This window comes from Bradyrhizobium sp. SZCCHNR1017 (assembly GCF_032381375.1).
In the GTDB taxonomy this organism is placed as follows: Bacteria; Pseudomonadota; Alphaproteobacteria; order Rhizobiales; family Xanthobacteraceae; genus Bradyrhizobium.
Genome location: NZ_JAUHIR010000018.1, coordinates 78,024 through 94,552, shown reverse-complemented (window position 1 = coordinate 94,552; position 16,529 = coordinate 78,024). Strand labels below are relative to the sequence as shown.

The window sequence follows — 16,529 nt, the reverse complement described above, 5'->3', positions numbered from 1 at the left end:
CTGATGTCGCAACGTCGTCTGTACTATTTCGCCCTCTCCGGCCACGCGCATCGCGCGCGGCTGATGCTGAGCCTGCTCGGCCTGCCTTGCGAGCTCGTCGAGGTCGACCTCAAGGGCGGCGCGCACAAGCGGCCGGACTTCCTCGCGCTCAATCCGTTCGGCCAGGTGCCGGTGCTGGTCGACGGCGATGCCGTGATCCCCGATTCCAATGCGATCCTGGTCTATCTCGCCGGCCGCTATGACGGCTCCGGCACGTGGCTGCCGCGCGATCCGCTCGGCCAGGCCCAGGTCCAGCGCTGGCTGTCGGCCGCGGCCGGTCCGCTCGCGTTCGGCCCAGCGGCGGCGCGGGTTGCGACCTTGTTCGGCGTGCCGCTGGACATGGCGCGGGCGCACCAGCTCGCCAACAGCCTGTTCGGGGTGATGGAATGCGAACTTGCCGCGCGACCCTATCTGACCGGCGCGACGCCGACCATCGCCGACGTCGCGCTCTATAGTTACACCGCGCATGCGCCCGAAGGCGGCGTATCGCTGACGCCGTACCCCAACGTGCAAGCATGGCTGGCGCGGATCGCCGATCTGCCCGGCTTCGTGCCGATGCAGGCGAGCGCGGTCAGCGCAGCCTGACCGCCGCCATGTACGACTGCGTGCGAACGCCGCTTACAGGAAGCAGCGGCGCTCGTCGCGCAGCTTGAGCTGGATGTTGGTCGCCTCGACGAAGGTCGGCACCGGCTTGGACACGATCTTGTAGGTCGACGGCCACTCCACCGGCTTCGACTGCAGCTCGGTGTTCCAGATCTGGCAGATGCCGGTGTTGTCCCAGCGGATCACGTAGTAGCCGGGCTTGGGCGCAGGCGCGGCGAAGGCGGTGGGCACGATCGAGGCGGCTGCAATGGCCGCGGCGGCGGCGAGCGTGGTCAGGCGACGCATCATCAATCTCCTCAAACAAAACAACGACAATCGCCCGCCCGCGCGGGCCACCGGCCTTGCGGCCGGACCAAGGCCAAAGTGGTGCGACAAAAGCGCGCGCAACGCAAGCCGCGCGTGCCGTCATTCACAGCGATGTCCGGGATGTGAAACGACGACTTGCCGCCGTCACGTGATGCCATAAGGCGCGCGCGGGCTCACAGCGTGCAGCGGCCCTGCTGGCGCAGCCTGATCTGCCGGGTCACGGCGTCGTTGAACGTCGGCACCGGCCGGCTGATGACCTGATAGCTCGACGGCCATGCGACCGGCTTGAAGGCGAAGGCCTCGCTCCAGACCTGGCAGATGCCGGTGTTGTCCCAGCGGATGATGTAGTAGCCGGCCTGGGCGGGCGCGGCGGCGAGCAGCGCGGCCGCGAGAGATGCAGCAAAAAAGATTGTGGTGAAACGAGGCATCGTCAACTCCGGCAACGAACTGGCCCGGCCAGCGGGTGGCCCTATGTCGGAGCGGTCTCGTTCATTTTGAAGGCAAGTCTGCAGAACGTGTGCGTCAAAAGCGCGCGATCGTGGTCACCTGATCACTCCTGATGATCCCGGCGGAAGGGGAGGCGGGTTTGCAGGCTCGGCGCGTCGACTTGATTGCGGGGCAGGCGCGGTCGTTTCGGCGACCTCGGCGCACGGCTCAGGGGCGGACGCCTTCGGTGCTCGCATGCGACGAGAAGCGGAGATCCGCGCCAAAGCTCGCTGCCGGAACCAGCACCGGAGACGCGCCCGTGACGATCGGCGGCGAGGTGACCGGCTGCGCGCGCCGGCGCAGGAAGTGGCGCTCGAGATAGGCGTAGGACAGCGTCGCCGCCACGATCGACAGCGGCAGCCCGATCGCGAGCCGCAGCGGCCACCACACGCCGTAGCTGTCGAGGAAGTTCAGGATCGGCAGATGCCAGAGATAGATGCCGTAGAAGATCCGGCCGAGGAAGATCGCCACCGGCCATTCGAAGATGCGATGGCAGATCGTGCCGTGGCTCCGCCCCAGCATGGTCAGCGCGAGGGTGCCCGGAAGCACGCCGCACACCATGCTGCCGAACAGATAGTAGTTCATGCTCGGCCCGTCCGCCGGCCAGAACAGGAAGGTGACCGTGATCCAGTAGATCAACAGCGGCCATGCGAGCTTAGGCCACAGACGATCGAGCGCGGGATAGGCGCCTTGCGGCACCAGCCTGAGCACGACGGCCATGGCGCAGCCTGCCATCAGCGCATCGGCGCGGGTATCGAACGCGGTGTAGAGCCGACGCCACTCCGCGCCATCCATCACCAGCGCCACGCGCCAGGCCCAGATTGCGGCCGCGATGGCGCAGATGGCGCCGACCAGCCGCCAGGTCACGCCGAACCGCTTCACCAGGAACGCGAAGGTCAGCGGCCACAGCAGATAGAACTGCTCCTCGGTCGACAGGGTCCAGGTGTGGCCGATGTCCTCGATCGTCTTCGGATCGAGCACGTACCAGTAGTTGGCGATGTAGGAGAGCGCGATCGCCGCGCGCTCGACCGCCAGCAGGAATGGCGGCCGCAGCAGCCAGGTGAACAGCAGATAGGCCGCGAGCATCAGGAGCAGCGGCGGCACGATCCGGGCGAAGCGCCGCGCATAGAACTGCCGGAACCTGATGTGGCCGTGCTTGTCGATGTCCCGCAGCAGCAGGCCGGTGATGTAATAGGCGCTGGCGACGAAGAACAGGTCGATATAGAGCACCGCGCCCGGCACGAGGCTGTGGGAGACATGCGCCGTGACGACGCCCAGCGTCATCAGCCCGCGCATGCCGTCATGCGAGGGAACGTAGCCGAGCGGATAGACCTGGGCCTGGAAGGCCTCCCGGATCGCCTCCCGCAATGGCGCCGTGGCGGCGCCGACGAGGCGCAACAGGGCATGGATCGGCAATGAATAAAACATCTATCGTGAAATTTTCGGAGATAATGTTTCGGACTATTAAATCTTATTTAAAATTTAAATCGACCGCAAGAGACGAAATAGCAGGCCGGGGGCCATCACGACGCAGGGTTGCGGCGGAATGAGGCAGGCCGCCGCGGTGGCGGCAAACGGCGGCGTCAGTGCAGGTGATGCGAAGGGAAACTCGCGGTGCTGCTGCGGAGCGCAACGGCGTGTTGCTCGACCGGCATCTTCCGCTCGTCGAGGTCGCGTGAACGGCAGAGCGGCGTCCGCTGATCGGCAGCACGATCGCTGGACGACGATCATAGTCATTGACCGTCGCCTCATCGGCCAAACCGTAGGGTGGGCGAAGCGACGTCTCGCTGCATCGCCGCGCGTCGGCTGACGCGTGCCCACCATGCTCTCCGCGGTAGGCGCGCCTTCGCCGCCGCTCTGCGAGCGCCGACGGCGGCTTTGCCCATCCTGCGGTGTCGCGGCCGCCGCGACGTCCTCGATCAGCATCTTCTGGAGTGGGGGCGCTAGACGGGTGAATGCGCGTCCACGACGGTGTCAGTGTCACCAACATGGAGTCACAATCATTGGTTGTAATTCACGGAATTGAAGTCTAAAATCCGCGATTGTTTGAGCGCGGCAAATTTTTGAGTTTCATTTCAACGGAGCTTGTCATGGAAGAAGCGCATATCAAGGCTTTCGAGGCTCTACCTCAGTCCACCTCATGCAGGATCATCACGTTCGACAGCGCGACCGTGGTGCCCGGCATCGTTCCGAACACCTACTTCCTGATCGTCACCGGCACCAAGCCCTGGGTCACGATGAAGGTCGAATTGCATCCGCTGATCTATATCCGGCAACCCGAATATTGGGGCATCGAGGTGGTCGGCTGCCAAAGCGGCATCGGCTTGCCGCAGACCGCGCCGTATCACGTTGTCCTCGACATCACACACGTGCGCGGCACGAAGGGGATCGAAGTGATCGGCGCCACGAGCAGGAAGCAGATCAACGTGCCGTAGGTCGGTCGACGGTCGGGTGGGGGGCATTCGCGCGCGCCGAAGCGGATCGCGCAACGCCCTCGGCCTGACCAGCTCACGTTACGACGAGCGCCGCGACACCCTCGATCTCGATCAGCATCTTCGGATCGGGCAGAACGTAGGGCGGGTTAGCGCCCGCGGGACGATTTCACCGCGGAGGGAATGTTTGCCAGGGCGCGTAACCCGCCGCCTGGAATGGTGGGTTACGCGAACGGCGTTCAGCCATGTGCGAGTGTGGAGAGATCGTCGGTTGCCGTCCGCTAACCCACCCTACCGTTTCGCGACCGCCGCGACACCCTCGATCTCGATCAACATCTTCGGATCAGGCAGCGCTGCGACCACGCAGGTGGTGCGCGCGGGGTAGGGTGCCGGCCCGAACGCCGCGGCATAGAGTCGGTTCATGGTCGCGACATCAGCGGCTCGCGTCAGCAGCACGTTGACCTTGACCAACTCGCGGATGGTCGCGCCGCCTTCGGTCAGGACGCGAGTGAAGTTGGTCACGACATTGGCGAACTGCGCGTCGAACTCGGCGGGCAGGTTGCCGTGGGCATCGAAGCCGGGAATGCCGGAGATGAAGAGGAGGTCGCCGATCCGGGTGCCAAACGACAGCGGCGGAGCCTTGATGTGGGGTGGGGCGGGGATGTGGTGGATGGGCATGGGACGTCCATTTCGATCTCGTAACTATTCACAAGAGGCGCAAAGCACGCGCTAGGACCTGGGCAGTGGATTTCGGCAGGCTACCGAAAATTCCTACTAGTGCAAAGGCGACCGGCCACAGGCAGGCGGCTAGACCGAACAACCAGTGCTGCTTTGGCTCGCGGGAAGACCGTCCGGACATCAGATTCTCCTGCTTCTTTCGCCGCGAAGGTGATGTCCTTTCCTACAAAGTACAATGATGAAATAATTTAGTTGGCGGTCGGTTTAACGGGCCACTAAACCGAAATTGACCTAATCCCTTGGATTTACTTACTCGCGTTCCTTGCGGATAGTTGTGGATTGGGAACGTGAAGGAGGCTGTTTCTGCATTCGTCGACCGTTCCTTGTCGCTGAAATTGAGAAGGCGGACATCAGCGACCTTCCGTCATTGTCGCAACAAGCGGCAACCAACGCATCAATTGCGAAATCGAAGGACCGAGCAGACCTCAAACAAGAAAGCCGGGCTTGCGCCCGGCTTCGATGGATGGCCGGGTCAAGCCCGGCCATGACGGTGGAGGTGGAGAGAGCGGGCTTCAGGACAACGCCTTGTTGCTCTCCTTCACCTTGTCCGCGTCGAGATACACGCTGCCGCCCATTTCCTTGAACTTGGCGCTCATCTGGGCCATGCCGTCCTCGATGGTGCCGGAGATGGTCATGCCGACCGTCGCCGGATCATTCAGCGTCGCGGCGTAGTCGCGGACGTCCTGGGTGATCTTCATCGAGCAGAATTTCGGGCCGCACATCGAGCAGAAATGCGCGACCTTGTGGGCTTCCTTCGGCAAGGTCTCGTCGTGGAAGCTCTTGGCGGTGTCCGGGTCGAGGCCGAGGTTGAACTGGTCGGTCCAGCGGAACTCGAAGCGGGCGCGGGAGAGGGCGTCGTCGCGCAGTTGCGCGGCGGGATGGCCCTTGGCGAGGTCGGCGGCGTGGGCGGCGATCTTGTAGGTGATGACGCCGGTCTTGACGTCGTTGCGATCCGGCAGGCCCAGATGCTCCTTCGGCGTCACGTAGCACAGCATGGCGCAGCCGAACCAGCCGATCATGGCGGCACCGATGCCCGAGGTGATGTGGTCGTAGCCCGGCGCGATGTCGGTGGTCAGCGGCCCGAGCGTATAGAACGGCGCCTCGCCGCACTCCTTGAGCTGCTTGTCCATGTTGATCTTGATCTTGTGCATCGGCACGTGGCCGGGACCCTCGATCATGACCTGGCAGCCCTTGTCCCACGCGATCTTGGTGAGCTCGCCAAGTGTTTCCAGCTCGGCGAACTGGGCGCGGTCGTTGGCATCCGCGATCGAGCCGGGGCGCAGGCCGTCGCCGAGCGAGAACGAGACGTCATACTTGCGCATGATGTCGCAGATCTCCTCGAAATGGGTGTAGAGAAAGCTCTCCTTGTGATGCGCGAGGCACCACTTCGCCATGATCGAGCCGCCGCGCGAGACGATGCCGGTGACGCGGTTCGCGGTGAGGTGGATGTAGGCGAGGCGCACGCCGGCGTGGATGGTGAAGTAGTCGACGCCCTGCTCGCACTGCTCGATCAGGGTGTCCTTGTAGAGCTCCCAGGTCAGCGCGACCGGGTCGCCGTTGCACTTCTCCAGCGCCTGGTAGATCGGCACGGTGCCGATCGGCACCGGCGAGTTGCGTAGGATCCATTCGCGGGTGGTGTGGATGTTGCGGCCCGTCGAGAGGTCCATCACGGTGTCGGCGCCCCAGCGGATCGCCCACACCATCTTGTCCACTTCCTCTTCAACTGAGGAGGTCACCGCCGAGTTGCCGATATTGGCGTTGATCTTGGTCAGGAAGTTGCGGCCGATGATCATCGGCTCCAACTCGGCATGGTTGATGTTGCAGGGAATGATGGCGCGGCCACGGGCGATCTCGTCGCGCACGAACTCCGGGGTGATGAAGGCGGGCACGGATGCGCCAAAACTCTCGCCGTCGGCAAGCGCGGCTTCGGCGCGCTCGAGCTGGGTCTTGCGGCCGAGATTCTCGCGCGCGGCGACGTAGATCATCTCCTTGGTGACGATGCCGGCGCGGGCGAATTCGAGCTGGGTGATCTTGTGGCCGTCGAGGCCGCGCAGCGGCTTGTGATGCGCGGTGAACGACTTTGCGGCCTTGTCGGCGCCGACATTGCCGTTGTCCTCGGGCTTGATGTCGCGGCCTTCGTACTCCTCGACGCCGCCACGCTCGCGCACCCAGGCGGTGCGGGCGCGCGACAGGCCGGCGTTGACGTCGATCGTCACGGTCGGATCGGTGTAGGGACCGGAGGTGTCGTAGACCGGCAGGTTCGGCTCGGAGGCCGCTTCCGAGAGGATGATCTCGCGCAGCGGCACGCGCAGGTCGGGCGCGGAGTCCGGCGTTGCGTAGATCTTGCGCGAGGACGGCAGCGGGCCGGTGGTGACGGCGGGCAGGGTGGTGTCGGGATTGGAGCGGATGTTCATGGGATCCTCCTTCTCAATTGTTGTTGTTCCGGCCAAAGCGCCCGGCGTTCAGAGGCGATGTGTTGGCGGGAGGTCTTGCGGCGAGTGCAGTGCGCCCCCCTCCCCCTTGCGGGGAGGGGTTGGGGGTGGGGGTGCCCGGAATGCGATGCTGATGAGTGGGCGATTCCTTAGAGCTGCAGCGTGCCGGACGTGACGTCACATGGAGAGCTGTGCGCGTGGACCCCCACCCCCGACCCCTCCCCGCAAGGGGGAGGGGGGCACACCGCGTTCGCGGAGGTGATCTCCTGCAACAATTCTCAGACGCATTCGCAAAATCCGCGCGCATCATGCCGGCTCCTTGGTCGCATCGAGCCACGCGCGGACGCGGGCGTCGGGGTCGGGGTTCTGCGTCACGTCGCTGACGACGGCGATGGAGTCGGCGCCGGCGGCGAAGATCTCCGCGGCCTGCTCCAGCTTGATGCCGCCGATCGCGACCAGCGGGATGGTGCCGACACGCTTCTTCCACTCGCCGATCTTCGCGATGCCCTGCGGGGCGAAGCGCATCGCCTTCAGCGTCGTCGGGAAGATCGGCCCCAACGCGACATAGTCGGGCTTGGCGGCGAGCGCGGTCTCCAGCTCGGCATCGTCATGCGTCGAGAGGCCGAGCGTCAGGCCGGCCTCCTTGATCGCGGCGACGTCGGCGTCGGCGAGGTCCTCCTGGCCGAGATGGAGGTGCTGCGCGCCGGCAACGATCGCGGCGCGCCAGTAGTCGTTGACGATCAGCTTCGTCGCCGTGCCCTTGGTGATCGCCAGCGCGTCGGTGACGATCTGCAGCGCCTCGCCGTCGTTGAGGTCCTTCGCGCGCAGCTGCACGGTGCCGACGCCGAGCCTGGTCAGGCGCTCGACCCAGGCGAGGCTGTCGACGACGGGATAGAAGCGATCAGGATACGGCATGCCAGAACGGTGTCCCAACGACAGGGGTGGAGGGCGAGGCGAAATCGCGGGCGTCCATCAGCCCGGCCTCGTAGGCGGTGCGGCCGGCTTCGACCCCGAGCCGGAAGGCGCGCGCCATCGCCACCGGGTCGGCAGCCTTGGCAATCGCCGTGTTGAGCAGCACGGCGTCGTAGCCGAGCTCGAGTGCTTCCGCCGCGTGGCTCGGCGCGCCCAGGCCGGCGTCGACCACCAGGGTGATATCGGGCAGGCGGTCGCGCAGCAGCTTCAGCGCGTCGCGGTTGATGATGCCCTTGGCCGAGCCGATCGGCGCCGCCCAGGGCATCACGACCTTGCAGCCGGCATCGACCAGCCGCATCGCGACCGTGAGATCCTCGGTGCAGTAGGGGAACACCTCGAAACCGTCCTTGATCAGGATATCAGCGGCTTCGACGAGACCAACTACGTCGGGCTGCAGGGTGTCGTTGTCGCCGATCACTTCGAGCTTGATCCAGCTCGTGCCGAACAATTCGCGCGCGAGCTTCGCCGTCGTCACCGCCTCGCGCACGCTGCGGCAGCCGGCGGTGTTCGGCAGCACGGTGACATCGAGCGCGTTGATCAGCTTCCAGAACGCATCGCCGGTCTTGCCGCCGGCGGCCTCGCGCCGCAGCGACACGGTGACGATCTGCGCGCCCGAGGCGCGGATCGCGTCCTGCATGATCGCAGGCGAGGGGTAGAGCGCGGTGCCGATCAGCAGGCGGGAGGCGAAAGTCTTGTCGTAGAAGGTGGGCATCAATGGTCTCCGTCATGTCGGACGGTGGTCGCCGCAACGAAGCCTGTCATCGCCGCGAAAGCGGGCGATGACAGTGGTGGTTGTGGCGCGAGCTCCATGAGCATCACCCTCCCTGCCGGGGGGTGATGATCTCGATCTCGTCGCCGGCCTTGAGCTGCGTCTCGGCCCAGCGACTCTTCGGCACCACGTCGTAGTTCAGCGCGATCGCGAAATGGGTGCCTTCGTAGTCGAGCTCGGAGAGCAGCGCGGCGACGCTGGTCGCGCTGATGTCGCGGGCCTCGCCATTGACGGTCACGCGCATCGCATCACCTCGTTGTCGATCTGGCCGTGCGCGAGATAGTTCAAGGTCGCCTGCGCCAGCGCCGGCGCGATCAGGAAGCCGTGGCGGTAGAGGCCGTTGACGCGGATCTCGCGCTCGCCCTTGATGGTGATGCGCGGCAGATTGTCGGGATAGGCCGGCCTGAGCCCCGAGCCGAATTCGAGGATGCGCGCCTCGCCGAACGCCGGATGCACCGAGTAGGCGGCACCGAGCAATTCCAGCGCCGAGCGCAGGCTGACGCCGGTGTCCTCGGCCTCGAGCGAAGTCGCCCCCAGCATGAACAGGTTGTCCTCGCGCGGGATCAGATAGAGCGGGAAGCGCGGATGCATCAGCCGCACGGGCCGCGCGAGCTGCACCTCGGCGGTCTCGATCAGGATCATCTCGCCCTTGACGCCGCGCAGCTCGGGCTCGGCGTCGCGCGCCTCCAGCCCGCGGCAGTCGATCACGAGGCCGTCGAGATCGTCAGCCGTGACGTCGCTGTTGAACAGCACGCGGCCGCCAGCCTCGACGATGCGCTGATGCAGCTTCGGCAGCACGCGGCGTGGCTCGACATGGCCCTCGGTCGGATAGAACAGGCCCTCGCGGAAGCGGCCCTCCAGCGACGGCTCCAACGCCGCAAGCTGCTGCGCGTCGAGCCGCTGATAGCCGGAGGTGCGGCGGGCGAAGCGGTCGTAGTCGGCGCGGTCGCGGGCATGCGCGATCACCAGCGAACCGTTGAACGGCGTGTCCGGCAGCTCGCGCCGCCAGATGTCGAGCGAGGCGAGCCCGAGCCGGCTGATGATCGGCTCGGCGACCTCGCTCTCGCAATAAGGCGCCAGCATGCCGCCGGCCCAATGGCTGGTGGAGAGCATCAGATCGGCGTCGCTGCGCTCGTGCAGCGTGACCTCGCGGCCCGCGCGCGCGAGCAGCAAGGCTTGCCAGGCACCCGCGATGCCCGCACCGATGATGGAAACGGGGACATCCCCGCGCGTGGTTGTCTGCTGCATCCCTGTCCCTTCGCCGGCATGACCCGGATCAGGTTCAAAGGGTCACCGCATCACGCTGCGGTATCTCAGCTCCCCTCGGAGCTCCCCTCGGAACGCACTTAAAATAGACCGATATCCCCCCGTGTCAACGGAGTGTCACGGAAAGACAAAGCCGGTGGCCCTTGGAACCAATGGCGATCAGTGCGCCCGCGCGTGGCGGCCGGTTGCAATCTTCGGGGTGATGTCGAGCGGGCCGCTCGTCCGCTCGGAGCGGCCGGCGGGCCGCGCGTCGGCCAGGCGCTGCCGCTTGGCCTCCTCGTAGTAGCCCCTGGCGAAGTAGAGCACGGCGCGGTCGTGATCGCCGCGGGCGGCACGGTAGGCGCCGGCGAGATAGCGCACGCCATAGGTGAGATTGGTGTTCGGATCGTGCAGGCCCTGTGCGTCGCCGGTGTAGCCCAGGCCGCGCGCGGTGCCGAGCTTGATCTGCATCAGGCCGATGCAGCCGCAGCGGCCGACCAGGTCCTTCTGGTATTTGCTCTCGCGCACGATGACGCGGTGGATCAGCGATTCCGGAATGTTGTTGGCGGCGGCGTGCACCGCCACCAGCGCGTCGATGTGCGGATGGCCGGTGTCGATGTGGCGCGGCTTGGCCTCGGCCGCCTTGCGCTCGGCCTCGCGGGGCTCGGCCGCAGCGGCCGGGATGGCATCGGTGTCGGCGGGGGCTGAGGCATTGGCGTCCATCGGCGGCGAGGTGTCGGCGCTGCTGACGGCCTCGATCGCCTCGACCTCGCGCGCGGCCTTGGTCACCGCGCTGCGTGCCGCCAGCTCCCTGGTTCCGTCAGAGCGGACATGGGCGAGCTTGACCTTGCCGGCCTTCGGTTTGGCCGCACTGTCCGATGCGGTGCTCGCATCATCGGCAGCCATTGCAGGCGGCACGGGACCAGCCATCGCGAAGCCTGCAATGCAGGCCGTCAGCACAAGACGTCTCATGTGTCAGGATCCCCCGGGAACCACACGCATGCCGAGTAGCCCCCCAGCACGCGCTTTACACTTTGCACACCGTAATTGGCGCAAACGCCGGGCGATAATGTGGCAACAATGGGGCGAAGACGCCGGGTCGGGTCCGGATGCGCCGGCGGTTTACCGCGAATTATGCCGTGCATGCTTGGCTGGGCGGAGCAATTCCGCCAACGGGGCCATGCCGCGATGACGCTGTCCGTCACCCACACCGAAGCGACCGCCGGGCGCGCGCAGGCGCTGCTGCCACTATGGGTCGGCGCCGGCGTCTATGCGCTGCTGCTGATCTCCGGCAACCGGCTGCTCAACGATCCCGACACGCTGTGGCAGATCACGGTGGGGCAGTGGATCATCGATCATCGCGCGGTCCCGGAGGTCGACGTCTATTCCTTCACCATGCGCGGCGCGCCGTGGATCTCCACGCAGTGGCTGGCGCAGGTCGCCTATGCCGCCGTTTACACGTTCGCCGGCTGGACCGGGCCGGTGGTGCTGGCGGCCTCGGCGAACGCGCTGTCCTTCGCGCTGTTCGCGCGCGCCCTCGGCCGGCATCTGCGCGACGCCACGACATTGGTGTTCGTGGTCGCGGCGTTCCTGCTCTGCCTGCCGCATCTGTTGGCGCGGCCGCATGTGCTGGCGTTTCCGATCCTGGTCGCCTGGATCGCCGGACTTGTCGATGCGGCCGATCGCAGGGCCGCGCCGCCATGGCAGCTGGTGCCGCTGATCGCGCTGTGGGCCAATCTGCATGGCGGATTCGTGTTCGGCCTGTTCTTCATCGCGCCCGCCGCGCTCGACGCGCTGGTGAATGCCGATCGCTCGGTCCGCTCCGGCCTGGCGCTGCGCTGGGCCGGGTTTGCGGCGCTCGCGCTGGCGGCGAGCTGCTGCACGCCCTATGGCTGGAATGCGCTGCTGGCGTCGCAGAAGATCCTCTCGCTGGGCCAGGCGCTGCCGTTGATCGTGGAATGGAAGGCGACCGACTTCCAGGGGCTCGGTCCGTTCGAGATCTGCCTGCTGATCGCCATCGGGGTCGCGCTGTTCCATGGTCTCAGGCTGCCTCCGGTGCGGATCCTGATGCTGCTCGGCCTGCTGCACATGGCGCTGGCGCAGGCGCGCGCGGCGGAGATCCTGGCGTTGGTCGGCCCGCTGGTGCTCGCCGCACCGCTGGCGCGGCAGGCGGGCGCGTCGCCCGTGCTGCCGCCGGGGCGCGCGTCGGGAGCGGCGCTGACGGCGGCAGTGATGCTCGCGCTCGGCGCCGGCACGGTCGCCTCGGTTTCGATCCTGAACTACACGCCAAACATGCGCGGCACCCCGGTCGCGGCCGTGACCGAGCTGAAGAAGCTCAACCTCACGCGGGTTCTCAATGACTATGATTTCGGCGGCTACCTGATCTCAGCCGGTGTCGCGCCGTTCATCGACGGCCGCACCGAGCTCTATGGCGAAAAGTTCTTCGTCGATCACAACGCCGCGTCCGGCCTGATGGAGCCGGACAATCTGTTCCGCCTGCTCAAGGACTACGACATCGAGGCGACCCTGCTGCGCACGCAGAGTGCTGCGACCAAGCTGCTCGATCACGTCGACGGCTGGCAGAAGGTTTATGCTGACGACATCGCCACCATCCATCTGCGCAAGGCGGGTGCCCGTCATGTCGCGGAACCGGCGGTCTCTCCGGCGGCAATTGAATCAAACGCGTTGATCCCATCTCCGTGAGGTCGGATGTCGCGCGGCATCCCGGCGCGTGCAAAACAACCGCCGCGCGGCTAAGATCAGGGCCGTCAGTTCGACAGCATGCCTGACTCATTCAAGAAGACTGAACAGAGAGGGAGCGCGTCATGGCCGTGAAGGCAGCCGACGATCATTCACCCAGCATCGACCATTCATTCGATATCGACGCGATGCCATCCACGGTTCGCGTCGTGGATCTGCCGCGCAACAATCCCTGCGCCCAATGTGGCGAGGCGATCGCATTGCCGTCCTGGGTCGAAAAGGATGGCCGCCGCACCGCCTATCTCTGGCACTGCCGCCTCTGCGACTATCGCTACGAAACCATCGCCTTCTATGCCGAGTCCGTCGACGAGAACGGCGCGATGGCGGCGTAGGCTCGATTGACTATTGCGGGACGTTGCAGCGCTGACGGTCGGCTCCCTCTCCCCGTTCTTACGGGGGCGCGACGAGCTTCGCTCGCGCTGAGAGGGTTGGGGGGAGGGCAGACCCACGGGAAGCGCCGATGGGGAGATCTGTACCCTCTTACCCGGATCGCAACTGGCGATGCAATCCGACCCACCCCGCAGGCGGGGGAGAGGTGAAACCGAGCTAGCAGCAATAGGCTTACACCAGCTCCAGCCAATGTAGACCTGTTAGTCGGGCTCCCGTGCTAGGCGCGGCGGTGCGGCTTGGCGATGTGAGCGACTTCACCCGGATCCCCCGAACGTCACAAAGTGACACTGCCGCGGCGCACTGAGGCTGCTTGTCGCGCAGCATGACGAAATCGTGGTTCCCGCGGAACGCCGACTGTCCATTGCCGTTCTCTCGTCACCATCCACCTAGAGGAGACACCACATGATGATGAAGACTGTTGCGGCCGGCCTCGCCGGTTCCCTGCTGCTCGCGACCGCCGCCTTTGCTGCGGAGAGCACCACCACCACAACCAACACCACGATCAAGAGCGACACCACCGTCGCGTCCTATCAGGGCGACTGGCGCAGCTCCAAGCTCGTCGGCGTGAAGGTCTACAACAACAACAACGAGAATGTCGGCTCGATCGACGATCTGCTGATCGACAAGAGCGGCGCAGTCAAGGGCGTCGTGATCGGCGTCGGCGGCTTCCTCGGCATGGGTGAGCACCTCGTCGCTGTCTCGTTCGACCAGATCAAGTTCTCGGACCAGCCGGTTCAGGCCAACACCGCCTCCAACGCTCCGGCCTCGGGCAAGGCGACCACGCCGCCGGCCACGACGACCGGCGCCGCCACCGGCACTTCGTCATCCTCGTCGATGAGCTCCTCGAAGAATCGCTGGTATCCCGACCATGCGATGATCAACGCCACCAAGGACCAGCTGAAGTCGATGCCCGAGTTCAAGTACTCAGAGTAAACGGCGTCACTGACGTCTAGCTGACTGCCCAAGCGGCGCGCCCGGATCCGTCCGGGCGCGTTCGCGCGTCATGCTGCGGGGCGCAAGGTGGTCTGGCCGAGCGGCAGCTCGATGCGGGCGATCAGTCCGCGTGGCTTGCGATCGTGCAATGACAGCTCGCCGCCATGCGCCTGGACGATCGCCTTCGCGATCGAGAGGCCCAGGCCGAACCCGGTGGCCTCGTCCATGTTGCGGGCATCGTCGCCGCGCACGAAGGGCTCCAGCATGTCGGGCTTGCGCGCATCGGCGATCCCGGGTCCATCATCCTCCACGTCGATCGTCAGGCACTTCCCCGACGCCACCAGTCTGATGACGGTTTCCTTGCCGTACTTCACGGCGTTCTCGACCAGGTTGGTGACCGAACGCATCAGGTCGTCGGGACGCACCGTCGCCATCGCGTGCGCCGGGCCGATATAGGTGACGCTGTGGCCGACATCGGCGAATTGGTCGGCGACGAGCTGCAGGATGCTCGCGATATCGACCAGCGTCATCGGCTCGAGCTTGCGGCCGTTGCGCAGGAATGACAGCACCGAGCCCAGCATCGCATGCATCTGATCGAGATCGGCCAGCATGCGATTGCGCTGCAGCTCGTCCTCGACGAACTCACAGCGCAGCCGCATGCGGGTCAGCGGTGTCCGCAGATCGTGGCTGATGGCCGCCAGCATCTTGGTCCGGTCGTTCATCAGCGCCGTGATGCGTTGGCGCATACGGTTCAGGGCGCGCGCCAGCGACCGGATCTCTTCCGGTCCGCGCTCGGGCAGGGCAGTGGCATCGCCATCGAGGCTGAAGCTCTCGGCAGCCTTGGCGAAGCTCGACAGCGGTGAGGTCAGCGCGCGGGCCGCCCACAGGCCGAGCAGTGTCGTGCTGATCAGCGCGAACATGATCGTCGTCAGCCATGGGGCGCCCCAGAACGGTGGCCGGTGCGGCCGGTCGGCCATTCGAGCCGAAACCATGTTGCCATCGGGCAGAGCGAAGATGACGGTGCGCGTCTGGGAGCCGGGCGGCGGCATGAAGACGCGATAGCCTGGGCCAAGGCCACGAAAGCCGCCTGGACCGTGAGGCCGTCCGTCGGCGAGCTCCGGAGGGGCCGGCCGTCGCTCGTCGCCACCGGTCCCGGCCTCGACGTCGGGGCCGGCCGGCTCGCGCCGGCGGCCGGAAGCACCCGGCAGAGGCCCCACGTGAGGCTTGAGCTCGAACTCAGGATAGGCGCGGGCAATGTCGGAGATCAGTCGAGGCCGTTCGGCAGCGGGTGCGCGTCCAAGAATGCGGATGGCGGTCGCGAGCTGAAGTGGCCCGACTTCGTTTTCGGGGTCGGGCTGCTCGGCGCGATAGATCAGGAACGTCGCCGTGATGATGGCATGGAGCGCCACGATCGAAATGGCGACCAGCGCCGTGATCTGGCCGCGGATTCCCTTGAGGTTGAGAAAGCCGAACGACATCATGACATCGCCATTCGATCGGGCCGGTCAATGGCTTTGCGGGCCAGTCACCACCTCGACGACGGGTGTGAACATGTAGCCGCCGGAGCGCACGGTCTTGATCATGGTGGCCTCCTGCGGGTCCGGCTCGATCTTGCGGCGGATGCGGCTGACCAGCACGTCGATCGAGCGCTCGAACGAGCCGGCGCTGCGGCCCTGCGTCAGGTCGAGCAGGCTGTCGCGCGACAGCACGCGGCCCGGCCGCTCGCAGAAGGTGCGGAGCAGATCGAACTCGGCGCTCGTCATCGCGACGCGTGCGCCTTCGGGATTGCGTAGTTCGCGCAGCCGGAAGTCGATCGTCCAGCCGAGGAAGCTCAGCGCCGTCGCGCCTTCGGTTGCGCTCGCCGTCATCGCGGCCGCCTGCCGGCGCAGCACCGCGTTGATGCGGGCGAGCAGCTCGCGCGGATTGAACGGCTTTGGCAGATAGTCGTCGGCGCCCATCTCCAGTCCGAGGATGCGGTCGACGTCCTCGCCGCGCGCGGTGAGCATGATGATCGGCACCTGCGATTCCGCGCGCAGCTTGCGGCACAAGGTCAGGCCGTCCTCGCCGGGCAGCATGACGTCGAGGATCAGGAGATCGACACGGTGGTCGCCCATGATGCGGGTCATCTCGCGGCCGTCGGTCGCGGTGGTCACGTTGCAGGCATTGTTGCGCAGATATTTCGCGATCAGCGTCCGCGTCTCGCGGTCGTCCTCGACGACAAGAATGTGTGGTTGTGTCTGGGCCATACCGACAAGTGACCTAGAATCGCGGCGTTTTGCGAAGATTTTTGTTACGGAATATTTCCTGCGACGGGCGCGCGGAAAGGGCCCGACAACGTCTCTCTGCGCCGTGTTGCGGAATTCGTGAGGGCGCGTCAAGCCTCGCGAAACGTATGGCCTCGGGGCCGCCGCACGCTCGCGCGAT

The 16,529-nt window shown here is 66.0% G+C and carries 17 protein-coding genes and 1 riboswitch; of the genes, 5 read left to right on the top strand and 12 right to left on the bottom strand.

All coding sequences use genetic code 11. The features are described 5' to 3' along the window. Positions 1–3: 3 nt before the first annotated feature. Positions 4–624: a glutathione S-transferase gene (locus QW863_RS30950; RefSeq protein ID WP_315717828.1), complete on the top strand. Its 621-nt coding sequence runs from the start codon at positions 4–6 to the stop codon at positions 622–624. A gap of 33 nt (positions 625–657) precedes the next feature. Here the strand turns inward: QW863_RS30950 and QW863_RS30945 are convergent, their stop codons facing one another. From QW863_RS30945 to QW863_RS30935, 3 genes are all read right to left on the bottom strand, one after another. Next, entirely contained in the window at positions 658–927 is a 270-nt protein-coding gene (locus tag QW863_RS30945; RefSeq protein WP_315717827.1) for a hypothetical protein, read from the bottom strand. Between the two features lie 194 nt (positions 928–1,121). Beyond that, a complete protein-coding gene (locus QW863_RS30940) occupies positions 1,122–1,376 on the bottom strand; it encodes a hypothetical protein (RefSeq protein ID WP_315717825.1) in 255 nt (84 codons plus the stop codon). A gap of 226 nt (positions 1,377–1,602) precedes the next feature. Then, positions 1,603–2,862, bottom strand: coding sequence for an acyltransferase (locus QW863_RS30935; protein ID WP_315717824.1), 1,260 nt, complete (start codon positions 2,860–2,862; stop codon positions 1,603–1,605). A 662-nt stretch (positions 2,863–3,524) separates the two neighbouring features. Here QW863_RS30935 and QW863_RS30930 point away from each other — a divergent pair. Continuing rightward, complete coding sequence (locus QW863_RS30930) at positions 3,525–3,869, top strand: hypothetical protein (RefSeq protein ID WP_315717823.1); 345 nt, start codon at positions 3,525–3,527, stop codon at positions 3,867–3,869. 288 nt (positions 3,870–4,157) lie between these two features. On the opposite strand, the gene QW863_RS30925 is transcribed toward QW863_RS30930, so the two are convergent. From QW863_RS30925 to QW863_RS30895, 7 genes are all read right to left on the bottom strand, one after another. Further along, complete coding sequence (locus QW863_RS30925) at positions 4,158–4,544, bottom strand: RidA family protein (RefSeq protein WP_315717822.1); 387 nt, start codon at positions 4,542–4,544, stop codon at positions 4,158–4,160. A 572-nt stretch (positions 4,545–5,116) separates the two neighbouring features. Further along, positions 5,117–7,018, bottom strand: coding sequence for a phosphomethylpyrimidine synthase ThiC (gene thiC, locus QW863_RS30920; RefSeq protein WP_315717821.1), 1,902 nt, complete (start codon positions 7,016–7,018; stop codon positions 5,117–5,119). Between the two features lie 324 nt (positions 7,019–7,342). After that, positions 7,343–7,951: a thiamine phosphate synthase gene (locus tag QW863_RS30915; protein ID WP_315717820.1), complete on the bottom strand. Its 609-nt coding sequence runs from the start codon at positions 7,949–7,951 to the stop codon at positions 7,343–7,345. Continuing rightward, a complete protein-coding gene (locus QW863_RS30910; RefSeq protein WP_315717819.1) occupies positions 7,938–8,720 on the bottom strand; it encodes a thiazole synthase in 783 nt (260 codons plus the stop codon). The genes QW863_RS30915 and QW863_RS30910 overlap by 14 nt, the downstream gene beginning before the upstream one ends. Before the next feature lie 103 nt (positions 8,721–8,823). Further along, entirely contained in the window at positions 8,824–9,021 is a 198-nt protein-coding gene (gene thiS, locus QW863_RS30905; protein WP_315717818.1) for a sulfur carrier protein ThiS, read from the bottom strand. Continuing rightward, positions 9,012–10,025: an FAD-dependent oxidoreductase gene (locus tag QW863_RS30900; RefSeq protein WP_315717817.1), complete on the bottom strand. Its 1,014-nt coding sequence runs from the start codon at positions 10,023–10,025 to the stop codon at positions 9,012–9,014. The genes thiS and QW863_RS30900 overlap by 10 nt, the downstream gene beginning before the upstream one ends. Further along, a riboswitch (TPP riboswitch) is annotated at positions 10,013–10,123 on the bottom strand. (Overlaps the previous gene by 13 nt.) A 79-nt stretch (positions 10,124–10,202) precedes the next feature. Then, on the bottom strand, positions 10,203–10,994 hold the full coding sequence (locus tag QW863_RS30895; protein WP_315717816.1) for a lytic transglycosylase domain-containing protein: 792 nt from the start codon (positions 10,992–10,994) through the stop codon (positions 10,203–10,205). 216 nt (positions 10,995–11,210) lie between these two features. Here QW863_RS30895 and QW863_RS30890 point away from each other — a divergent pair, with 216 nt between their 5' ends. From QW863_RS30890 to QW863_RS30880, 3 genes are all read left to right on the top strand, one after another. Then, entirely contained in the window at positions 11,211–12,725 is a 1,515-nt protein-coding gene (locus QW863_RS30890) for a hypothetical protein (protein ID WP_315717815.1), read from the top strand. A gap of 122 nt (positions 12,726–12,847) precedes the next feature. Beyond that, positions 12,848–13,114, top strand: a complete 267-nt coding sequence (locus tag QW863_RS30885; protein ID WP_315717814.1) for a hypothetical protein — start codon at positions 12,848–12,850, stop codon at positions 13,112–13,114. Positions 13,115–13,574: 460 nt separating this feature from the next. Continuing rightward, a complete protein-coding gene (locus QW863_RS30880; RefSeq protein ID WP_315717813.1) occupies positions 13,575–14,105 on the top strand; it encodes a PRC-barrel domain-containing protein in 531 nt (176 codons plus the stop codon). A gap of 68 nt (positions 14,106–14,173) precedes the next feature. Here the strand turns inward: QW863_RS30880 and QW863_RS30875 are convergent, their stop codons facing one another. Next, a complete protein-coding gene (locus QW863_RS30875; protein ID WP_315717812.1) occupies positions 14,174–15,586 on the bottom strand; it encodes an ATP-binding protein in 1,413 nt (470 codons plus the stop codon). 24 nt (positions 15,587–15,610) lie between these two features. Then, positions 15,611–16,351, bottom strand: coding sequence for a response regulator (locus tag QW863_RS30870; RefSeq protein WP_315717811.1), 741 nt, complete (start codon positions 16,349–16,351; stop codon positions 15,611–15,613). Positions 16,352–16,529 lie beyond the last annotated feature (178 nt).